This window comes from Halobacteriovorax sp. BALOs_7, from assembly GCF_003612895.1.
In the GTDB taxonomy this organism is placed as follows: domain Bacteria; phylum Bdellovibrionota; class Bacteriovoracia; order Bacteriovoracales; family Bacteriovoracaceae; genus Halobacteriovorax_A; species Halobacteriovorax_A vibrionivorans.
In genome coordinates, this window is the sequence record NZ_CP027772.1 from 1,988,882 (window position 1) to 2,007,045 (window position 18,164).

The 18,164-nt window shown below is 36.3% G+C and carries 15 protein-coding genes and 1 pseudogene; 4 read left to right on the forward strand and 12 right to left on the reverse strand.

Annotated features, from left to right (window positions below):
- Positions 1-19: 19 nt before the first annotated feature.
- The 3 genes from BALOs_RS09520 to BALOs_RS09530 all read left to right on the forward strand — a co-directional run bounded on the left by BALOs_RS09520 (position 20) and on the right by BALOs_RS09530 (position 2,205).
- Positions 20-379 (forward strand): response regulator, encoded by a 360-nt coding sequence (locus BALOs_RS09520; protein ID WP_115363369.1) that lies wholly within the window; start codon positions 20-22, stop codon positions 377-379.
- Positions 379-1,506, forward strand: a complete 1,128-nt coding sequence (locus BALOs_RS09525; protein ID WP_120405030.1) for a hypothetical protein — start codon at positions 379-381, stop codon at positions 1,504-1,506. The genes BALOs_RS09520 and BALOs_RS09525 overlap by 1 nt, the downstream gene beginning before the upstream one ends.
- A 102-nt stretch (positions 1,507-1,608) precedes the next feature.
- Complete coding sequence (locus BALOs_RS09530) at positions 1,609-2,205, forward strand: hypothetical protein (RefSeq protein ID WP_115363374.1); 597 nt, start codon at positions 1,609-1,611, stop codon at positions 2,203-2,205.
- On the opposite strand, the gene BALOs_RS09535 is transcribed toward BALOs_RS09530, so the two are convergent.
- The 6 genes and pseudogenes from BALOs_RS09535 to BALOs_RS15225 all read right to left on the reverse strand — a co-directional run bounded on the left by BALOs_RS09535 (position 2,200) and on the right by BALOs_RS15225 (position 10,827).
- On the reverse strand, positions 2,200-4,365 hold the full coding sequence (locus BALOs_RS09535; RefSeq protein WP_162929638.1) for a hypothetical protein: 2,166 nt from the start codon (positions 4,363-4,365) through the stop codon (positions 2,200-2,202). The genes BALOs_RS09530 and BALOs_RS09535 overlap by 6 nt on opposite strands.
- A 7-nt stretch (positions 4,366-4,372) precedes the next feature.
- The gene (locus BALOs_RS09540) at positions 4,373-5,074 is read right to left on the reverse strand and encodes a hypothetical protein (protein ID WP_115363378.1); all 702 of its coding nucleotides are present in this window, start codon (positions 5,072-5,074) and stop codon (positions 4,373-4,375) included.
- Between the two features lie 107 nt (positions 5,075-5,181).
- A complete protein-coding gene (locus BALOs_RS09545) occupies positions 5,182-5,901 on the reverse strand; it encodes a hypothetical protein (protein ID WP_120405032.1) in 720 nt (239 codons plus the stop codon).
- 80 nt (positions 5,902-5,981) lie between these two features.
- Entirely contained in the window at positions 5,982-7,919 is a 1,938-nt protein-coding gene (locus BALOs_RS09550; RefSeq protein WP_205570950.1) for an acetoacetate--CoA ligase, read from the reverse strand.
- A 27-nt stretch (positions 7,920-7,946) separates the two neighbouring features.
- A pseudogene (locus tag BALOs_RS15555) lies at positions 7,947-9,392 on the reverse strand (FumA C-terminus/TtdB family hydratase beta subunit); the annotation flags it as partial.
- A 418-nt stretch (positions 9,393-9,810) separates the two neighbouring features.
- The gene (locus BALOs_RS15225; RefSeq protein WP_162929639.1) at positions 9,811-10,827 is read right to left on the reverse strand and encodes a C1 family peptidase; all 1,017 of its coding nucleotides are present in this window, start codon (positions 10,825-10,827) and stop codon (positions 9,811-9,813) included.
- A 182-nt stretch (positions 10,828-11,009) separates the two neighbouring features.
- Here BALOs_RS15225 and BALOs_RS09565 point away from each other — a divergent pair, with 182 nt between their 5' ends.
- A complete protein-coding gene (locus BALOs_RS09565; protein WP_120405033.1) occupies positions 11,010-13,058 on the forward strand; it encodes an ATP-dependent helicase in 2,049 nt (682 codons plus the stop codon).
- Here BALOs_RS09565 and BALOs_RS09570 read toward each other — a convergent pair.
- Genes BALOs_RS09570 through BALOs_RS09595 form a run of 6 tightly spaced genes read right to left on the reverse strand, consistent with a single transcriptional unit; the run spans position 13,039 to position 18,159 of the window.
- On the reverse strand, positions 13,039-13,368 hold the full coding sequence (locus BALOs_RS09570) for a hypothetical protein (RefSeq protein WP_120405034.1): 330 nt from the start codon (positions 13,366-13,368) through the stop codon (positions 13,039-13,041). The two genes, BALOs_RS09565 and BALOs_RS09570, sit on opposite strands and share 20 nt — an antisense overlap.
- A complete protein-coding gene (locus BALOs_RS09575; protein WP_115363386.1) occupies positions 13,355-13,756 on the reverse strand; it encodes a hypothetical protein in 402 nt (133 codons plus the stop codon). Before BALOs_RS09575 ends, BALOs_RS09570 begins: the two co-directional genes overlap by 14 nt.
- Positions 13,713-14,528, reverse strand: a complete 816-nt coding sequence (locus BALOs_RS09580) for an enoyl-CoA hydratase-related protein (protein ID WP_115363388.1) — start codon at positions 14,526-14,528, stop codon at positions 13,713-13,715. Before BALOs_RS09580 ends, BALOs_RS09575 begins: the two co-directional genes overlap by 44 nt.
- Positions 14,528-15,442 carry a hydroxymethylglutaryl-CoA lyase gene (locus BALOs_RS09585; RefSeq protein ID WP_120405035.1) on the reverse strand — a complete coding sequence of 305 codons (915 nt, stop codon included), beginning with the start codon at positions 15,440-15,442 and terminating at the stop codon, positions 14,528-14,530. Before BALOs_RS09585 ends, BALOs_RS09580 begins: the two co-directional genes overlap by 1 nt.
- Positions 15,443-15,453: 11 nt before the next feature.
- Positions 15,454-17,358, reverse strand: a complete 1,905-nt coding sequence (locus tag BALOs_RS09590) for a biotin carboxylase N-terminal domain-containing protein (RefSeq protein ID WP_120405036.1) — start codon at positions 17,356-17,358, stop codon at positions 15,454-15,456.
- Between the two features lie 6 nt (positions 17,359-17,364).
- Entirely contained in the window at positions 17,365-18,159 is a 795-nt protein-coding gene (locus BALOs_RS09595) for an enoyl-CoA hydratase-related protein (RefSeq protein WP_120405037.1), read from the reverse strand.
- Positions 18,160-18,164: the final 5 nt, after the last annotated feature.

Consider the following 18,164-nt stretch of genomic DNA (forward strand, 5'->3'; position numbering starts at 1 on the left):
ACTTTGCGAAGATAAGACTATGAAAGAAAAAATTGTTTTTATTGATGACGATGAGAATATTGCTGACCTATTTGCCATGACATTGAGCGCAGGTGGTCATGAGACGAAGGCCCTAAGCGGAGAGCACGACGTAGAGCAATATTTTCATAATATTAGCGATGACCTTAAAATCGTTATTGCAGACAAGAATATGCCCGTCATCAATGGCCCTGAAGTCGTAAGACGTTTTGAAAGTGGTCCAAAAGCGGGAAAACTTGAGTATATAATTATCTCAGGTGACGAAGAGTTAGATAGCGACGATATCTCTCAAAAAGTTCACTTTATGAGAAAACCGTTTAAGAAAGAACAACTTTTATCTTTAATTGAGGAAATTCTTTAATGCGCCAAAGCTTTTGCTTCATTCTATCACTTCTGTCATTGCAAGCGCTTGCACTGACTTATACACTAGCGGACTTACGTGTCCTCTATAGTGAGAAGTCATATAATGAATATATGAAGCATCACCTCGATGTACGTCCATCCAAAAGAGATTTTGAGTGGAAGAAAATGACACGAGAGATGGCCACTGCCCAAGCTGATGAATTTATAAAGAAAGAACAAGTCACTCGTGAAAATTTCAATCTTTTAACTAAATATATAGAAAATAAAAATTTAAAAGCCTACGCATTTTACACATTGGCCTATTCTAAATTTGCAAGACTGTATTTTAAGAAGTGCAATAACTGTATTAAGGATCTCGATCGATACATTTCACACTCGGCCAGATATCCAGATATTGATTTCGACATTTATAAAAACCTTAATAACTCGATTAAATCAAATTATGACAACCTAGTTAAAGCTCCTTTAAAAAGTAACGATTCAATTTACTACTGTAAAGAAGAGCAAGGTCAGAAAGCTTTAGTCAAAATCCTTGTTGATGAAATTGGAAGAGAAGATACCAAGGATACAATTGTAAAAAAGTCCAAAGATATCTTTAATCCTGATTGCCTCAATGGTTTCTCAAAAGAAGATATCCATGCCCTTTTAGACAAAGCAGATTATACAAGTGAGATCATATACCTAACGTTTCGTGCATTTGAAAAGATTGATGATATTACTTCAGACACATATCTCATGACCTATCTTTTAACTTCACCTAAACCGGGCCCAATCATGAATATGGCCTGGAACCAGATAGAGATGCTTTCAGCCAACTATAAAAAGAGAATGAAAATATTTGATAATCTTAAAAAGCAATATCCTCTTAGTGGTGAGATTTTTGAGCGCAAAAATGGAAAAGTCGCTGAAAAATCTAAAATCATCATCAAACGCTTTGCAGAAAACTTTCCAGAGTACCTAAATTTCTATGGTGAAACGTGCCTCAATTTCTACAGTGGAAAAGTGAAATTTGCTCGCGGAAACCCTGCCCTACATTGTGACGATTTCATGTCTGAAGAAGTGGCCGGCAAGTGGATGAGCGACACTGTGCGACTTAAATACTCTGGCGCTAAGAAAATCAACTAGTTAGACCAGGTAAAATCCTCTTAATTCCTAGCATTTCCTTGCCTGATGTTCACAAATGTGGGAATATCAAGCACAACAATAAATATTAGGGAACTGTTAATTATGATCAAGTCACTTTTAACATTATTTATTTCATTCGCAATCATTGCAAATCCAGCTCAAGATGACACTACAATTGGTGATAATGGGCAAGATGATAACCAAGTCTGCCTCGAGCTTAGTCAAGATAAGTTAATTGGTCTTGAGAGTAAGCCTGAAAATGAGCTAGTATTCGTTTCCAATAAATGTTCATACGCTGACTTCACAAAAGAACTAAAAGAGAAACTTCAAGCGGCCCTGCCTTTTGAAGGAGAAGGAAGATTACAACTTTCACTAAAAGACGAAAAAATCAATGTCATTATGGACACTCTTGCAACAGAACATGTTGGTTCAAGTCGTTTTTCATATGAAGACACAAAGAAAATTGAAGACTTCTATTCTTCAACTAAAGCTGATTCTCTTAAACAATCAGGAAACCTAGAGTCTCTTAGAGATGATCAATCAGACGAATTCTACCTTGTGCTATTCTTTAATGCGCAAAAGGATCGCCTCATTGTAATTTATAAGCGTCTAACAGAAGCACCAGTTAATGATGTGCCTCCAACAGACTCTGATGATGATCTACCTCCGTCGGATGATCTACCATCTGAAGAATTATAAAATTAGAAATTTCTTAGCAAAGATACTAGATGCTAGATCGGCATTTTCGCTACTGCGATTATCAATACGATAACCTATAAAGACCTTCTTTCCTCTACGGAAAGTATATGAAGGAACAAGACGAACATATTGGTCCATATCGCCTTTGTATAAAATAAACTCTTCACCTGGTTTAATATCCTTCGCATTAATAAGAAGAGATCCAAGATCGATACTTTTTGCAGACCAATCAACTTTTATCTTCTTTATTTCATCATCCTTACTTGCAGGCCCTCGCCCACTATCTTTTTTATATTCAAGTCCATTAAACATCTTAGAAATTTCAGATGCATCAGGATGATTTGTTATTGATGCTGGCAATGTTGCACCTGAGCTTTGTAAATTATTTAAATCTAACTCTGGAGCAGAACGTCCTGTAATATCAACTACAGTGGCCTTCTTTTCAGGAGGCAAGAAAGTTGAGCTTCCTGTACCACTAGAACCACCAGCTCCAGAGCTCATCCCATTACTGCCACCACTTCCAGAAGTTGGGCTCCCCACGTTTGCAATCTGTCTATCATTACTTCTTCTACGATCATCACTTGAAGGAGATCTTCTAATTGGCTCTAAAGTCTCAGCATCATAACGCTGATACTTTTCACGATTAGCTCTTGCAAGCTCCTCTCGCTCTTTCTTCATACGACGATCTTGCGCTGCAATCGCATCTTTTAAAGAACTACCTGCTTCACGTAATGTCTTAATCGTCTCAACCATCTGCTTAGTTCTAGCTGAAACTTTTCTGCGACCACGTCCACGTGATCCCATCGTTAATCTTCCATTATTTGTGTTTAAGTTACTTTGTTGAACTGGCCCCTGTTGAGTTTGCTGAGCAGGGGCATTTGTAACAACATTATTAATATTTGAATCATTTGAAGAGATAATTTTAGAATCTCCTTGGGCAACTGAGTTACCTTTGTTCTCAACAGCTTCCTGTGCGATATTTTCGTTATCTGTCCCACCAATATCGAAAGATTCCCCATCTTTACTCTCAAAGAATTGAGAAACAAGAGAACCTTTATTAAGTGATGCCGTCTCATTCTTTGCATGTCCAACCATAGACTTAATATCATCGAAATCATCTTTATGTAGATACTCTTCTAAATAAGAGATATCTTCTTCACTCATAGATCCCGATTTAATATCTTTGATTAGTTGGTTTCCAATTGCCTCTTTTAAAAATAAACAATTTGGTAAATTTTGATTTTCTTTTGAAGTACATCCTTCCTTTACAAATTCACTTAAGGCTTTTTCCTTATCAACATTACAGCCATGAATTGAATAAGGTGCTTTATCTTTACATATCTTTTCACACCTAGGATTAGCTTCCTCGTTATTATTCTTATAGGCGGCTGAAAGAGTGCTAAATATATTTAATGATAAGTCTTGTCTCTTAGGTCGATCTTTTATCTTACAATAGTAGTTATAACTATCTACATTTTCTAAAAATGGTAGTTCAAATTCAAAATCGTCTTTTTCTGTAGAAGTTATCGATTCACCTGAGCAAAAGCTCTTAACCTTCTGATTAAAATCAACACAGAAGTTATCTAAGTCAGACTGCTCCATACTCAAACTTTCAACATCATTCTTAATTAGAGACTGACAAGAATTTGTTCTAAACTTGCTTATAGTATTATTTGTATTATCAACACTTGAACTAAAAATTTCATGAAAATCAATACCTAATTCATTTGCAAAGTCTTTTCCTACATATTCAGGAAACATCTCATTAATCATTTGTTCACTACAATGTGAATTAAGAGTCTTATGGAGCTTACAATTTAATTCTAAATCCTGATCAACGGCCTTAACTAAATTTCTTGCCATCATGAAAATACTCCCCTTGAGGTGCTTTCCATTTCTTTGACGAAAAATCTTACGACTTTGACTATAGTCTGCTTTATCATTTGCAGAGACACATTCACAGTAAGAGTCTATATTTACATCAGAGCCGATACTCTCAACACAAGTCTTACCAACCTTAGAATGAAAACCAGTTCCCATACGTTCCGCAATATCAGCAAAGCTATCTCCACCTGTGAAAATCGAAACAATCCCTTGGCGACATTCAGCTGTTGCTAATTGTGATACTAAAATCATTAGGAACGTAATTAATATCTTCATCATATCCTTAATTAAGGTTTATTGGCATATTTGGTTCAGACCTTTTAATCTCTCTTATAGACTTCACTGGGACTAAGTTAAATCGTTCACCAGACCTTAATCTTCTCATTACAGCTGAGTACTCTTTCGCATTTTTTGAATTTTTATAATTTTTTTCTAGATGTTCAAAGACATAGAACATGGGTCCTTCAAATGACTTACCTTCTCTAGTAATTCGAATATATGCATTAGGATCAACGCCCCCATATGTAGACTTCATCATAGAACCTAGATAGTATGAGTAATCACCACCACTACTTACATGATCAAAAAAGTTTTTACTAAATGCCCAGCAATCCATAGACAACATATATTTAAAAAAGAAGTCTCTATGATTTCCTTCTTTGTATGTTTCATCTATATGTTGCATAATTTTTTTATATGAAGGTAAAAGCTTATTTGGCGTACGATAAGCATCACAGACTGCCCTACGACTTGGATACATAATATCAGCAATATTATCCGGATAATTTGGATAAGATGTATTTGTGCCATATGATTTTACATCAGCAATCATTCTAAAATTAAGTTCATTTTTACGATCGAGAATAGGTGGAACTGACTCAGTTAGACAGTCAACATCTGCACCTTGAATTGCTCTTACGCCCACAAAAGCACTGCTATGAAAGGCAAAAAGAAATGTTAAAAATGGTAAAATGAATTTATTCATAAGTAATCCTTTGTCAGCTAATCGGCTTCTAAGTTACTGACTTTAGGGAATTCCTATGTTTTTTTAAATTTAGAATAGATTGTCACAATCCGAGTGAAACACTCGGATTATTTTTCTGGCATAGGTAGAGTGATAGGCATATCAGGCTCTTCTTTCTTGATTTGCTCAAGTGTCTTCTTAGGGAATTTAGTAATATATCTTGGATGCCTTAATCTTTTTACTATAGGTAAGTATTCAGAACGAAAACGCTCAGACTTTGAATAGTGTTTTAATAGATGGTCATAGACGATATACATTGGTCCTTCAAACATCTCACCTTCACGCCAGATTCTAATAAACGCATTAGGATCGGCTCCATCAAATAGTGGCTTCATGATATCACCAAACATTAGCCCAATCCCATTTCTCGTATCTTCAGCACCAGTGAAATAATCAAACATATTCTTTGAGTAATGCCAACACGGAAGAGTCAACATATACTTAAAAAAGAAATCGGTATCGTCACCATCTTTGTAATTCTTCGTTATATTCTCACGGATATCTTTAAAGAAGGGATCTGTTGGATTGGCCTTGGCATAGAAGTCACAAACTGTTCTTAGATCTGGTTTTAAAATATCTTCAATATTTGATGGAAGTTTTGGGTAATTATAGGAAGTGTATATACCTCCTCTATTTTGACTACCAACAGTTGCAAGTTTTCGGATATTTTTTGAATTTTCAAGATCAAGAGTTTCTAGTTCTGCACCAATGCAGTCAATAGTATTTGCACTCTTGGCATTAATAAAGCTGCTTAACAACAACATCAATAAGTAGATATAAGTTTTCATGAAATCTCCTCAAAACACTCATCGGGTATCTGGTAAAAGCCTAAAGAAGAGATTGTAGGAAATTCAATAAATTTAATTACCTACATATTTTCAGATTGAGAGAAAAAGTCTAATGTTTCAGGATTTGCCACGGCCTGAACATTATCAAGCTTACGTCCATTAATGAGGCGGCTTACGGCCATCTCCATTTTCTTTCCTGAGCGAGTGTAGGGAATTCCCTTTACAGCGATAACTCTCTTAGGCATATGTCTAGGAGTTGTATTCTCACGAATTCGAGAGCGAATTAGTTTAATATCTTCCTTCGCTAATTCTCGCCCATCCTTAGTCACAACAAAGAGCCATACTTCAACATCACCATCAACATTCTTTCCGACACAAACAGAATCTTCAATGAAGTCAATGGTCTCAGTTTGACGATAGATTTCAGCAGTTCCAATTCGAACACCACCAGGATTAAGAGTAGCATCAGATCGCCCTAAAACTTGTGCACCACCTGTTTCAGTGATTTTAATAAAGTCACCATGATGCCAAACGCCTTTAAACTCTGCAAAATAGGCTTTGTGGATTCTTTCGCCATTATCATCATTTAAGAAATAAATTGGTCGAGATGGAAAGCTTTGAAGACAAACGAGTTCCCCTTCCTCACCTTTTACCTCTTTTCCACGAGAATTAAAACAAGTGACATCCATTCCAAGGCCTGCACATTGTAACTCTCCTCGATGAACTGGAAGAATAGGATTTCCTAAGAAGAAGCAACCAATAATATCTGTTCCACCAGATATACTTGAAAGCTGGATATCTTTTTTAAATTTATTATAAACATAGTCAAATTGCTCAGGTAGTAGCGGTGCACCTGTTGAGAGCATTGTTTCTAAAGATGAAAAGTCATATTTAGAAAGATCGATACCTGAATCTTCAAGGGCCTTTAAAAACTTAGGACTTGTTCCAAATATATTAATTTGTTCTTTTTCAATTAAGGAAATAAAGTCACCGAAAGTTGGATATGCAGGTGATCCTTCATAAAGAACTGTAGTTGCTCCAAAATAAAGTGAAGAGATCAACCAATTCCACATCATCCAACCACAAGTAGTGAAATACATTATTGTCGAATCTTCTTTTAGATTTGTATGTAAGCCTAATTCTTTAATATGGTTAATTAATGTTCCTCCAATTGAGTGAACAATACACTTCGGCTTTCCAGTTGTCCCCGATGAATACATGATATAAAGAGGATCTTTAAAATCACACTCTATAAATTCGATTTCATCTTCACTTGGCTTTACAATATCACTCCAAGAGACGGCCTTATGAATTGATGAAACATCCATCCCCTCGCCCTTGAAATCAACGACAATAACTTTTTCAATACTATCAATCTTTGAAACAACAGCATTTATCTTTTCTGTTAGATCAAAGTATTTCCCACCATATTCGTATCCGTTAACAGTAACAAGGACCTTCGGTTTTGATTGGCCAAAACGATCAATAACACCTTCGATACCAAAGTCACTTGAAGTCGAAGTAAATACTCCACCAAGAGCTGTTGTCGCTAACATTGATGTCGCAGTTTCAGTGATATTTGGCATATAACAAGCAAGAACATCGCCTTTAGAAATATGATCTTTTATGACTTTTTGTAATCCTGAAACATCTTTTCGCAGTTGCTCAAATGTCGTTTTAATTGTTTTACCAGATTCTCGAACACTGCTTAGAGCAATATTTACATCACGGCCTTTCTTGAGCATATTCTTTGCGAAGTTAAGCTTCATATTTGGAAACCAACCATAAGTATCAAAACTTAAATCAGTACATACAGGCTCTAACTCTCCGCTAAAATCAACATCATAGAATTTTACGAGTTCTTTCCAAAAACTATTTGGATTATCAACCGAGTACTTATGGAGAGAATGATAAGACTGGCAATCAAGGCCTTGAGACTTATTAATATACTTAATGAACTCCATCATATTTGATGACTGAATTCTTACGTTGCTTGGCGTGTATAAAATATTACTCACTTCTTCTTCCTCAGTACTCGATTATATTTAAAGCAGTCCTTTTAATGCTTGAGCGCTATCAGCTTCTACTTTTTCATGGAGAGAGTTTCCATGAGCATCCATTGTTACGACAACAGGAAACTCCTCAACAGTTAATTCCCAGATAGCTTCTGGTGAACCAAGATCACGCCAATAAACATTATCCACTGATTTAATCTTTTCAGCTAGAACCTGAGCTGCACCACCAATACCATGGAAATATACACAGCCATATTCTCTACAACCATCAAGAGTCTTTTGACCCATTCCACCTTTACCGATAACTCCTAGGATTCCATGATCTCTCATAACTTCCCATTGATATGGTTCTTCACGAATTGAAGTCGTAGGCCCTGCTGCTTTTACTTCATATGTACCATCGTCTTTTTCAAGAACGACTGGACCGCAGTGATAAATAATTTGATTATTTAAATCAACAGGAGGCTCTGTGCCCTCATGTAAACGCTTATGTACAGCATCACGCCCAGTAAACATTTTTCCAGAAATAAGAACCATGTCACCAACTTTTAGTTCTCTTATTTGATCTTTTGTAAAAGGATAATCTAGTCTTTTCATTTCGACCTCTTAGTATAACCAGTTCTTAATTTCGTTATTTGATTTTAGAGCAACACCTTGTCTTCTAAATGCCCAGCACATATATGAAACTGAAACAAAGAATGATGCTGGTAGACGGTTTAGATCTGTTACCTTACATCCAAGAAGAGTTGTCTTTCCACCAAATCCCATTGGTCCAATACCTAATTTATTTGCTGTTTCAACGATATCTTTCTCAAGAGCAGCAAGCTCTGGGTTTTCATTTGTATCATCAAGCTTTCTTAAGAATTGATCTTTAGCAGCGACATGACCTGTTCCACGATCACCACCAATACAAACACCTAGAACACCTGGTCCACATCCCTTTCCTTGTGCCTTTTGTACACAATCAAGAATCACCTTTCTTACACCATCAAGATCACGTCCAGCATTTAGCTCTGTATTAGGAAGTGAATATTGTGCACCGACGTTTTCACATCCTCCACCCTTAAGCATTAGTTTTACATTTAGTGATTTTGACTTATGTTGTTCAAACTTAATGACAGGATGGCCACCACCGACATTCATACAGTCATTCTTTCCAGTAAGAGAATTAACAGAATTCTGTCTTAGGTATCCAATTTCAGTTGCTTTTAAAACGGCCTTCTCGCAGATTTTACGAAAAGCTGCTTGATCAAAGTCTTTAGGATGAGAAACTTTAAAAACAATTGTTCCAGTATCCTGACATAGAGGCTGAGACTTCATCTTTGCCATTTTAATATTTGCTTGAATGATATTCATTGCATACTCAGCAGTTGTGTTCTTTTCTTCTCTATGAAGGGCCTCAAGAACAACTTTCTGCACGTCGTCTGGCAGGACTGTAGAAGTAACACGAATTAGCTCAAGTAGAGAATCAAAAAGGGCCGTATTCTTATTTGGTAATTTTACTACTTTCTTCTTAGCTGCCTTCTTCGCTACTTTTTTCTTAGTTGCTTTCTTTGCTACTTTCTTCTTAGTTGCTTTCTTCGCTACTTTTTTCTTAGTTACTTTTTTCTTAGCTACTTTTTTCTTAGTTGCTTTTTTCTTCGCTACTTTTTTCTTAGTTGCTTTTTTCTTCGCTACTTTCTTCTTCGCTACTTTTTTCTTCGCTACTTTTTTCTTCGCTACTTTTTTCTTAGTTGCTTTTTTCTTAGTTGCTTTTTTCTTCGCTACTTTCTTCTTCGCTACTTTCTTCTTCGCTACTTTTTTCTTAGTTGCTTTTTTCTTAGCTACTTTTTTCTTAGTTGCTTTTTTCTTAGCTACTTTCTTCTTTACGGCCATGGCCAACTCCTTAAATTATTTAATCGATATAGAAAAATCTTCCAAATTCATGTGCATACTTTTGAGTAATCATTCCGTATCCTGGATAGCTTACTCCATCGAGTTTAAATTTTTTCCCAAAGCCTTTTACGCCCCAAGAGTTTTTAAAATAATAAACTCCCTTATATTCAAACTCTTTCCAAGAACCATCTTCCATTTGCATCTTTGTCTCTACAATAACATCATCATCGTAACCAACAAGGATCATAGAATGGCCTCCTCCTTTGACTGAAGAAATTCGACGATCTCGAGTCCCAATCTCAGGATATCCAACAATACCTTCATACCATTTAGACTTATCACGCTCTTGAATTTCGTGAGTAATTGTCTTCTTAGAATTCCAAGAACCGTAATATAATTTAGTACCCATAATAACGGACTTCCCGTCATTTAACCATTGCTTAATTTTATTGAGGTCTCTTGATTTATATGATTTTTTTCTCTTAAATAAGTTACTTACTAAAGTATCTCTTAGATAAATTGATTCCTTTCTAATTGGAATAAAGTCAGGGTCAATTTGTGCAATATCATAATCAGACATTGTAAAAAGTCTTGGATCTCTTTGACCAAGTAAGCAAGACTTTAAATACTTAGGAAGAACAACAAGGTGCCCGCATGTTTTCTTTGCAATATTAATTTGTGGAAAGTCTTCATCAAGAGATGGCCATTTTTTACGAGAATAAGGCCAGGTCTTTTCATAAACAACACCCATATCTAAGATGGCCCTCATATTCTTCGAAGTTGAAGAGCCTTCAGTGAGCTTATCTTTCATAATAATATACTCCATCCATTGCTCGGACAGATCTAACTCAACGGGTAAAAATCCTTGTTTACGTATTAACAAGTGCTCCACCATTCCAATGGCCGTAAACATTGTACAAGTGCCTCGAGAGCCTTGAGACTTTACAGCAGTTTGTAAACCAATGAGGCCGTGAATATCACTCTTAGATGGAAGCTCATCGGCATGGACTGAGCTAAAGAGAATTACCAAATTCAATAAAATAATTTTTATAAGTGTTGTGTTCATAACTTGAAATTTTGACCATTTAACTCGGTTTTAGCAAGATGCATTGCGACTTTAAATACTTATAAATTTATAAACAAGCAGTGCATAAATATTCTCTCACTTGAGGTCAAAATAGATTGCCTAATCAGCTCTAGGAGGGCACATTATAGGATATGATTTCATTGGCAGGATTAAACGACAAACAACGCGAAGCAGCTGAGACTATCGATGGCCCAGTGCTAATTCTAGCGGGTGCAGGTAGTGGCAAGACAAGAACTCTTACCTACCGAATTGCGCACATGGTCGACAACCTTCATATTCCTGGAAAGAGTATCCTTGCCGTATCATTTACAAATAAGGCCGCAAAGGAAATGAAAGAGCGCGTTATTACCCTACTTGGTAAACAAAAATCAAGAGGAATGACCCTTGCAACATTTCACTCTCTAGGGCTTAAGATTCTAAAAAAAGAGATTACTCATCTTGGTTATCATAAGAACTTTTCAATCTATGATCAAACAGATCAATTAAGTATTATACGAGAAGGCCTTAGGCTTTATCACGATAATAAAGGTGCATTTAAAAAAGAGATCATTGCATCTAAGATTGGTAAGCTAAAAAATGAAGGGATAAAACCAGAAGACTTTGCAGACTCACCGTTTTTTGACGGTGAAGATCCATACGATCATGCAGTTAACTTCATGTATGAATTCTATCAAGATAAATTGAAATTCTATAATGCAATCGACTTTGATGACATTCTACTACTTACAGTTAGACTCTTTGATGAAAACCCAGAGTTGGCCCGCGAATATTCAGAACAATTTCGCTATATCATGGTCGATGAATACCAAGACACTAATCCATTACAATTTAGACTTATTCGTCATCTAACATGTGCCCATGATAATCTCTGTGTGGTTGGTGACGATGACCAGGCCATCTATTCATTTAGAGGTGCCGATATTTCTAATATTATTGGTTTTGAAAGAGACTACTCACGAGCTAAAGTTGTAAAACTTGAGCAAAACTATCGCTCAGTCTCACCTATTTTGAAATTAGCAAACTCAGTTATTAAAGAGAATAAAGATCGTCGTGATAAAACACTGTGGTCAGATAAGCCAAGTGACATGAAGCCAATTCTTTGGGAATTAGCGGATACTGATCACGAAGCAGAAATCGTTGTTGAAGATATTGTCTCCCACCAGTCAAAAGGTGGACATTTAGGTGATATTGCAATTTTATATCGATCAAATACACAAGCAGCACCAATTGAAGAACAACTAAGACTTTCACAAGTTCCTTATACAATTATTGGTGGTCAAAAATTCTACGAGAAGAAAGAAGTAAAAGATATAATGGCCTACCTTCAGGTAATCCGTAATCCGGCCGACCAAATGGCATTAAGACGGGTACTAAATGTTCCAAGTCGAGGAATCGGTATAAGAACACTTGAGAAGTTTCTTGAAGAAAGTGAGGCACATGAAATTGACTTATTTTCTGCGATGAAGAAATCGCCAGAACTTGCAGGAAGTCGTGAAGAAAAGATAAAAAACTTTGTTAAGCTAATTGAGAGCACAAAGAATTACTTTGATAAGTATTCACTTAGTGAGGCCATAACAAACTTAATTGAAGACCTAAAATACTTTGAATACATCGATAAATGCTACGATCAAGCAAAACAGGCAAGTCGAAGAAAAGATGATATTCACTTCTTTATAGAATCAGCTGCTCGTTTTACTGAAAACTTTAAAGAGTCTGCAACTCTATCTAAATTCTTAGAAAAACTAATGCTACAAGACTCTCAAGATTCAAGAGATGACGATGAAGAAGATGACGATGTTAGAAAGAATGAAGTAACTCTTATGACGCTACATTCATCTAAAGGACTTGAGTTTAAACAAGTCTATATGATTGGAGTTGAAGAGGAACTTCTTCCACATAAGAGAACAATTATTAATAACGAAGGTGACGCTGAAGAGCGCAGACTTTGTTATGTTGGAATTACACGAGCACAAGAAAAGCTCATCATGACAGTGTGTAAAGAGAGAAAGATATACGGGAATATGCTTCCAAGACATCGCTCTCGCTTTATTGTAACTGATGATGCCAAGAGATTTTATCAGGAACAAGATCGCCAAAATTTTGGTCACCTTGAAAGCCAAGAAGAAGTTGATAAATATAAAAAGGACTTCTTTTCAGGGCTTATGAATCTTCTAGATTAAATTCAATTGTAACTGTGTTTGAAGAATAACCAGGTATAAGGCTTAAAAGAGCATCGAAGAAATCCTGATCGATTCTTACGCGCATACGGCTTACTTTACGACAGTCATAACTTCTTTGAGAAAGAATATCTCTTATTCGTCTCTCTTCTATACCAAAGCCAACAACTTTCTTGGATGCTTTGTAATCAAGGACTTCATCTTTTTTTGCCCAAACACCATTTCTTGAAGCACAGAACTGACTATTTAACTTCACACCACTTGCGCAAGAAGTAATTAAGAGTGAAACAAAGAGAAGATTAATAAACTTCATATTCATTCTCCCCAATATCTGTCACGGCCCTAACTTTTACATCCTTGCGTGAAAATAAACCCAGACTTAAAAACTTGACCCACTGATACCATGTTGTTTCGATTTCAGTTATCTCTACTCTCGAAACATATTCACTACGTCTTCTAAAGAAATCATTTCCCATTTTTACGTGATGTACCTTAGGTAAGGTTCCATAAAACATATTATCGTTAGTGTGATCACCTTTTAGAATAATGACTTCTCGATTGGCATGCTTTGAAATATGTAATAGACGCTCACCATCTCCAGTATAAAGAGTATGTGAGCAGGAAACAAAAAATATTAAAAAAATTAAGAATTTAATCTTAGTTACCTTTAAAGTCCGGGTTACGTTTTTCTTTAAGAGCACTTAGTCCTTCAAAGTGATCATTAGTTCTTTGAGCTATTCCTTGATATGCACTCATAAGATTTAAATGACTTTCCAGATCATCACGACTAGCACGCTTCATAGCTGTCTTAGTTAATTGTACAGCAACAGGAGCATTGGCCGCAATTTCATTTGCAGTAGCAGAAACAGCAAGTTTTAGATCCTCACCCGTTACAATATTATTGATAAGACCCATATGCATCGACTCTTTAGCAGTATAAATACGACCTGTAAGATACATCTCCATTGCCTTAGTATAACCAACTTTTCGAGTTAGAAAATAAGGTCCACCATCTCCAGGAACAAGAGATAGCTTACAGAATGTTTCACCAAATTTTGCATCATCACTAGCGATAGCAAGATCACACATTGCAACTAAGTCACAACCTGCACCGATAGCACCTCCGTGAACCATTGCAATAACTGGTGTTTGTAATTTTTCGATTGTACGAGGAATATTTTGAATTCCTTTAGAGTAACGGTTTCTTAACTCGAATGGCTCCCCTGCAAACATACCTTTTCGGGCCTGCATCGCTTTAATATCACCGCCAGCACAGAAGTTATCTCCTTCTCCACTTATAACAATAACTCTAACTTCACTATCAGTATCAGCATATTCTAAGACTTCAGTAAGAGATGCGATCATTTTATTTGTAATGGCATTTGCCATTTTAGGATTATCTAAACTAAGCCATAATACATGGCCGTTTTTTTCAACTTTTAATTGCTCAAACTCGTATCCGTAAATTGCCATTACATTCTTCCTTTATATGCTTGAAAAAACTTCGATGGAGCCTGATGTCCAATCTTTGATGTGATAAATTCACTTGCAGCATGAAGCTTATCCATATCAATACCAGTATCACATCCTAATTTATTTAAAAGATTAACCACATCATCTGTTGCAACATTTCCGCTGGCACCTTTTGCATAAGGACAGCCACCAAGACCTGCAGCAGATGAATCAAAGACAGTAATCCCCTCTTCCAGAGAAGCATAGATATTTGCTAAGGCCATACCTTCTGTATCGTGAAAATGCATGGCCATCTGATTAAGATCAAACTCATTTGCAATCATTTTAGTAATTCGTCTAACCTGTACTGGGTTTGCAACACCAATAGTGTCACCTAAAGAAATCTCATAACAACCTAAATCAAGTAATCTGTTTATCCCATCAATAATGGCTTCATCCTCAATATTTTTTTCATAAGGACAACCAAAAACTGTTGAAAGATAGCCACGTAATTTCATTCCAGCATCACTAGCTTCACGAGCGACTTCGACTTGACGAGCGTGTGCTTCTTCAATTGTCGCATTTATATTTTTTTGATTAAAAGTATTAGAAGTTGCAGTGAACATACTAATCTCTTTTACACCTAAAGACTTAGCGACCTCGAGACCTTTTAAATTAGGAACTAAACAAGGAGTTGAGATCCCCTTGCCCTTTGTTAGTTCTAATACTTTAGGATAAAGATCTGCAGCGTCTTTCATTTGAGGAATTTTATCCGGACGAACAAAGCTTGTAATTTCAATAGTCTTAAGTCCCGTCTCACTTAGAAGACGAATAAACTCTAGTTTATCTTCGGTTTCTACAAAACTTTTTTCATTTTGTAGGCCATCACGAGGACCAACTTCAACAATTTTAATCTCTTTACTAAAATTACTCATAAATTATCCAATTATGCCAGTTCGACTAACTCGACTCCTCCATCAATCGTCTGACCTTCATTAACTAATATTGCATCGACTTTTCCGTCACGAGATGCTTTTACAGTATGTTCCATTTTCATTGCTTCCATTACAATCAGTGCATCGCCAACTGAAACAGACTGCCCTGCCTCAACGAGTACTTTCAATACTTTCCCAGGCATTGGAGAGCTCATATCACCGGCTTCACCAGTAGCGGCACCAGAGCGTTTAGCAACAAGCCTTTTTGCTTCAACTCGCTTACTATTAACAATATATGCATTCTTTTGAGTTAAAATATGAAATGGAACATCATTAACCCATAGTGCATCTTCTTCAATATCAACTGCAAAAGTAAAATCGAAGAAGCGTACGATGAGTGAGCTTACGCCAGAAAATTTAAAAGTAGCAGTTAGCTCATTACCATCAACGATATAATGGCGAGTTTCTAAAGCCTCACCGCTCATTCTAAAAGAATCGAAAAGGATATTATCTCTTAAGAAGTCATGCGCTAATGTAGCGGCAATTTCTTCAGCATAAACTTCAGCAGGGGCCAAGTCTTCTTCGTATGTTTTAACAAAGTGTGTATATGTGTCACCCTTTAAGAATGCATCATGCTTAAGAATACGTACAAGATAGTCATTATTAGTAGTTAAACCTTCAAAAGGTAGATGGTTTAATCCAGCTATCATTGTCCCAATCGCTTCATCACGATCTGCACCCCAAGTAATAACTTTAGCAATCATAGGATCAAAATTTACTGTGATAGAATTTCCATTCTTGTAACCTGTATCAAGACGTACACCGTCGATTGCATCACCTATATATTCGAGACGGCCAATAGCAGGCATAAAGTCATTGTCAGGATCTTCAGCGTAGATACGACACTCTATCGCATGACCAACTTGTCTAATATCATCCTGAGTGAAATCAAATGCTTTACCACTAGCTGCAATTAGTTGTAATTCAACTAGATCAAACCCCGTTACCATTTCTGTTACCGGATGTTCTACTTGAAGACGAGTATTCATCTCTAAGAAGTAAAATTCGTTTCCATCTAAAATAAGCTCAATTGTTCCAGCACCGTGATAATTAATCGATTTCGTAATTTTAATCGCAGCGTCTGTCATGGCCTTACGTAGTTCATCACCTAATGCAAGAGAAGGAGTTTCTTCAATAATTTTCTGATGACGTCTTTGAATTGAACATTCTCTTTCAAAGAAATGGAAGTGATTACCGTGAGTATCACTAACAACTTGTATTTCAATATGTCGTGGGCTAGTGATGAACTTTTCAATAAGAACGATATCAGAACCAAAAGAGCTTAAAGCTTCACGCTTACAACTTTCAAGCTCAGCTAAAAAGTCTTGAGAACTTTCCACAATTCTCATTCCCTTTCCACCACCACCAGCAGAAGCTTTAATAAGGACAGGATAACCCATCTTATCAGCTTGTGACTTCAATAATTCAGGATCCTGGTTTTCGCCATTATATCCAGGGATAACAGGAACACCAATTTCGATCATCTTATCTTTTGAGCCTTTCTTATCACCCATAAGAATAATGTGCTCGGGAGTAGGGCCTATAAAGATAAGACCTGCATCTGTTACTTTTTGACTGAATTCTGCGTTCTCAGATAGGAACCCATAACCAGGGTGAATTGCATCACAGCCGCTATCTTTTGCGATTTGAATAATCTTATCCATATTTAGGTAAGTATCACTTAGAAGATTTCCTTCTAAATAATAAGATTCATCAGCAAATTCTCTTTGAGGAAGGTTTCTTTCTTCAAAAGTATATAGCGTGACAGTTTTAATCCCGAGATTGCGACAAGTTTTAATTACTCGTAATGCAATTTCAGCTCGGTTAGCAATAAGAACTTTATTTATTTCTTTCATATTATTCTATTTCCAGTTTGGTTTTCTTTTTTCTAGTAATGCACTCATTCCTTCCTGACCTTCATCAGAAATTCTTTGCTTTGCAATAACATTACAAGTGTAGTCAGTAACTTCTTCAGTATTTCCAAGTCTCTCTTTAACACCAAAAATAAGCTTCTTAGCTTCTCTTTGAGCTTTGGGAGCAACTTTAATAAGTTGTTTTGCCATATGTACAATATCGGCATCGTAGTAACGATCAAGTGAAACTTGATGGACAAGACCAATCTCAAGAGCGCGTTTCCCATCAAATCTCTCACCAGTTAAGAAAAGATGGCGAGCATTTGATTCTCCAATTTTTGCAATAACAAATGGAGAGATAACAGCAGGAACAAGTCCAAGATTAACTTCTGTTAAACCAAATTTTGCACTCTCACTTGCAATAACAAAGTCACAACAAGCAACAAGTCCAACACCACCTCCAAGGGCGGCTCCATTAACTTTTCCAATAACTGGTTTTGAAAGATTATTAATCGCATGAAAAAGTCCTGCTAATTTCTTAGAGTCAGCAATATTTTCTTCCATCGAATAATCTTTCATACGCTTCATCCAATTTAGATCAGCACCCGCACAAAAAGACTTCCCTTCACCAGTTAGAACAACAACCCTTACAGAGTCATCGCTTTCAAGTCCAAGAAACTCTTCTGTTAGAGCAGCAATCATCTCATCGTTAAAAGCATTATGTACTTCTGGGCGATTTAAAGTGATGTAACATACACCGGCTTCTTCGCCACTCGTCTTTAATTCCTTAATATATCCACTCATATAAA

Bases quoted from the DNA above. Each gene is read 5' to 3' on its own strand.
- BALOs_RS09520 (WP_115363369.1), top strand. From the start codon at position 20: ATGAAAGAAAAAATTGTTTTTATTGATGACGATGAGAATATTGCTGAC.
- BALOs_RS09525 (WP_120405030.1), top strand. From the start codon at position 379: ATGCGCCAAAGCTTTTGCTTCATTCTATCACTTCTGTCATTGCAAGCG.
- BALOs_RS09530 (WP_115363374.1), top strand. From the start codon at position 1,609: ATGATCAAGTCACTTTTAACATTATTTATTTCATTCGCAATCATTGCA.
- BALOs_RS09535 (WP_162929638.1), bottom strand. From the start codon at position 4,365: ATGAAGATATTAATTACGTTCCTAATGATTTTAGTATCACAATTAGCA.
- BALOs_RS09540 (WP_115363378.1), bottom strand. From the start codon at position 5,074: ATGAATAAATTCATTTTACCATTTTTAACATTTCTTTTTGCCTTTCAT.
- BALOs_RS09545 (WP_120405032.1), bottom strand. From the start codon at position 5,901: ATGAAAACTTATATCTACTTATTGATGTTGTTGTTAAGCAGCTTTATT.
- BALOs_RS09565 (WP_120405033.1), top strand. From the start codon at position 11,010: ATGATTTCATTGGCAGGATTAAACGACAAACAACGCGAAGCAGCTGAG.
- BALOs_RS09570 (WP_120405034.1), bottom strand. From the start codon at position 13,368: ATGAAGTTTATTAATCTTCTCTTTGTTTCACTCTTAATTACTTCTTGC.
- BALOs_RS09580 (WP_115363388.1), bottom strand. From the start codon at position 14,528: ATGGCAATTTACGGATACGAGTTTGAGCAATTAAAAGTTGAAAAAAAC.
- BALOs_RS09585 (WP_120405035.1), bottom strand. From the start codon at position 15,442: ATGAGTAATTTTAGTAAAGAGATTAAAATTGTTGAAGTTGGTCCTCGT.
- BALOs_RS09590 (WP_120405036.1), bottom strand. From the start codon at position 17,358: ATGAAAGAAATAAATAAAGTTCTTATTGCTAACCGAGCTGAAATTGCA.
- BALOs_RS09595 (WP_120405037.1), bottom strand. From the start codon at position 18,159: ATGAGTGGATATATTAAGGAATTAAAGACGAGTGGCGAAGAAGCCGGT.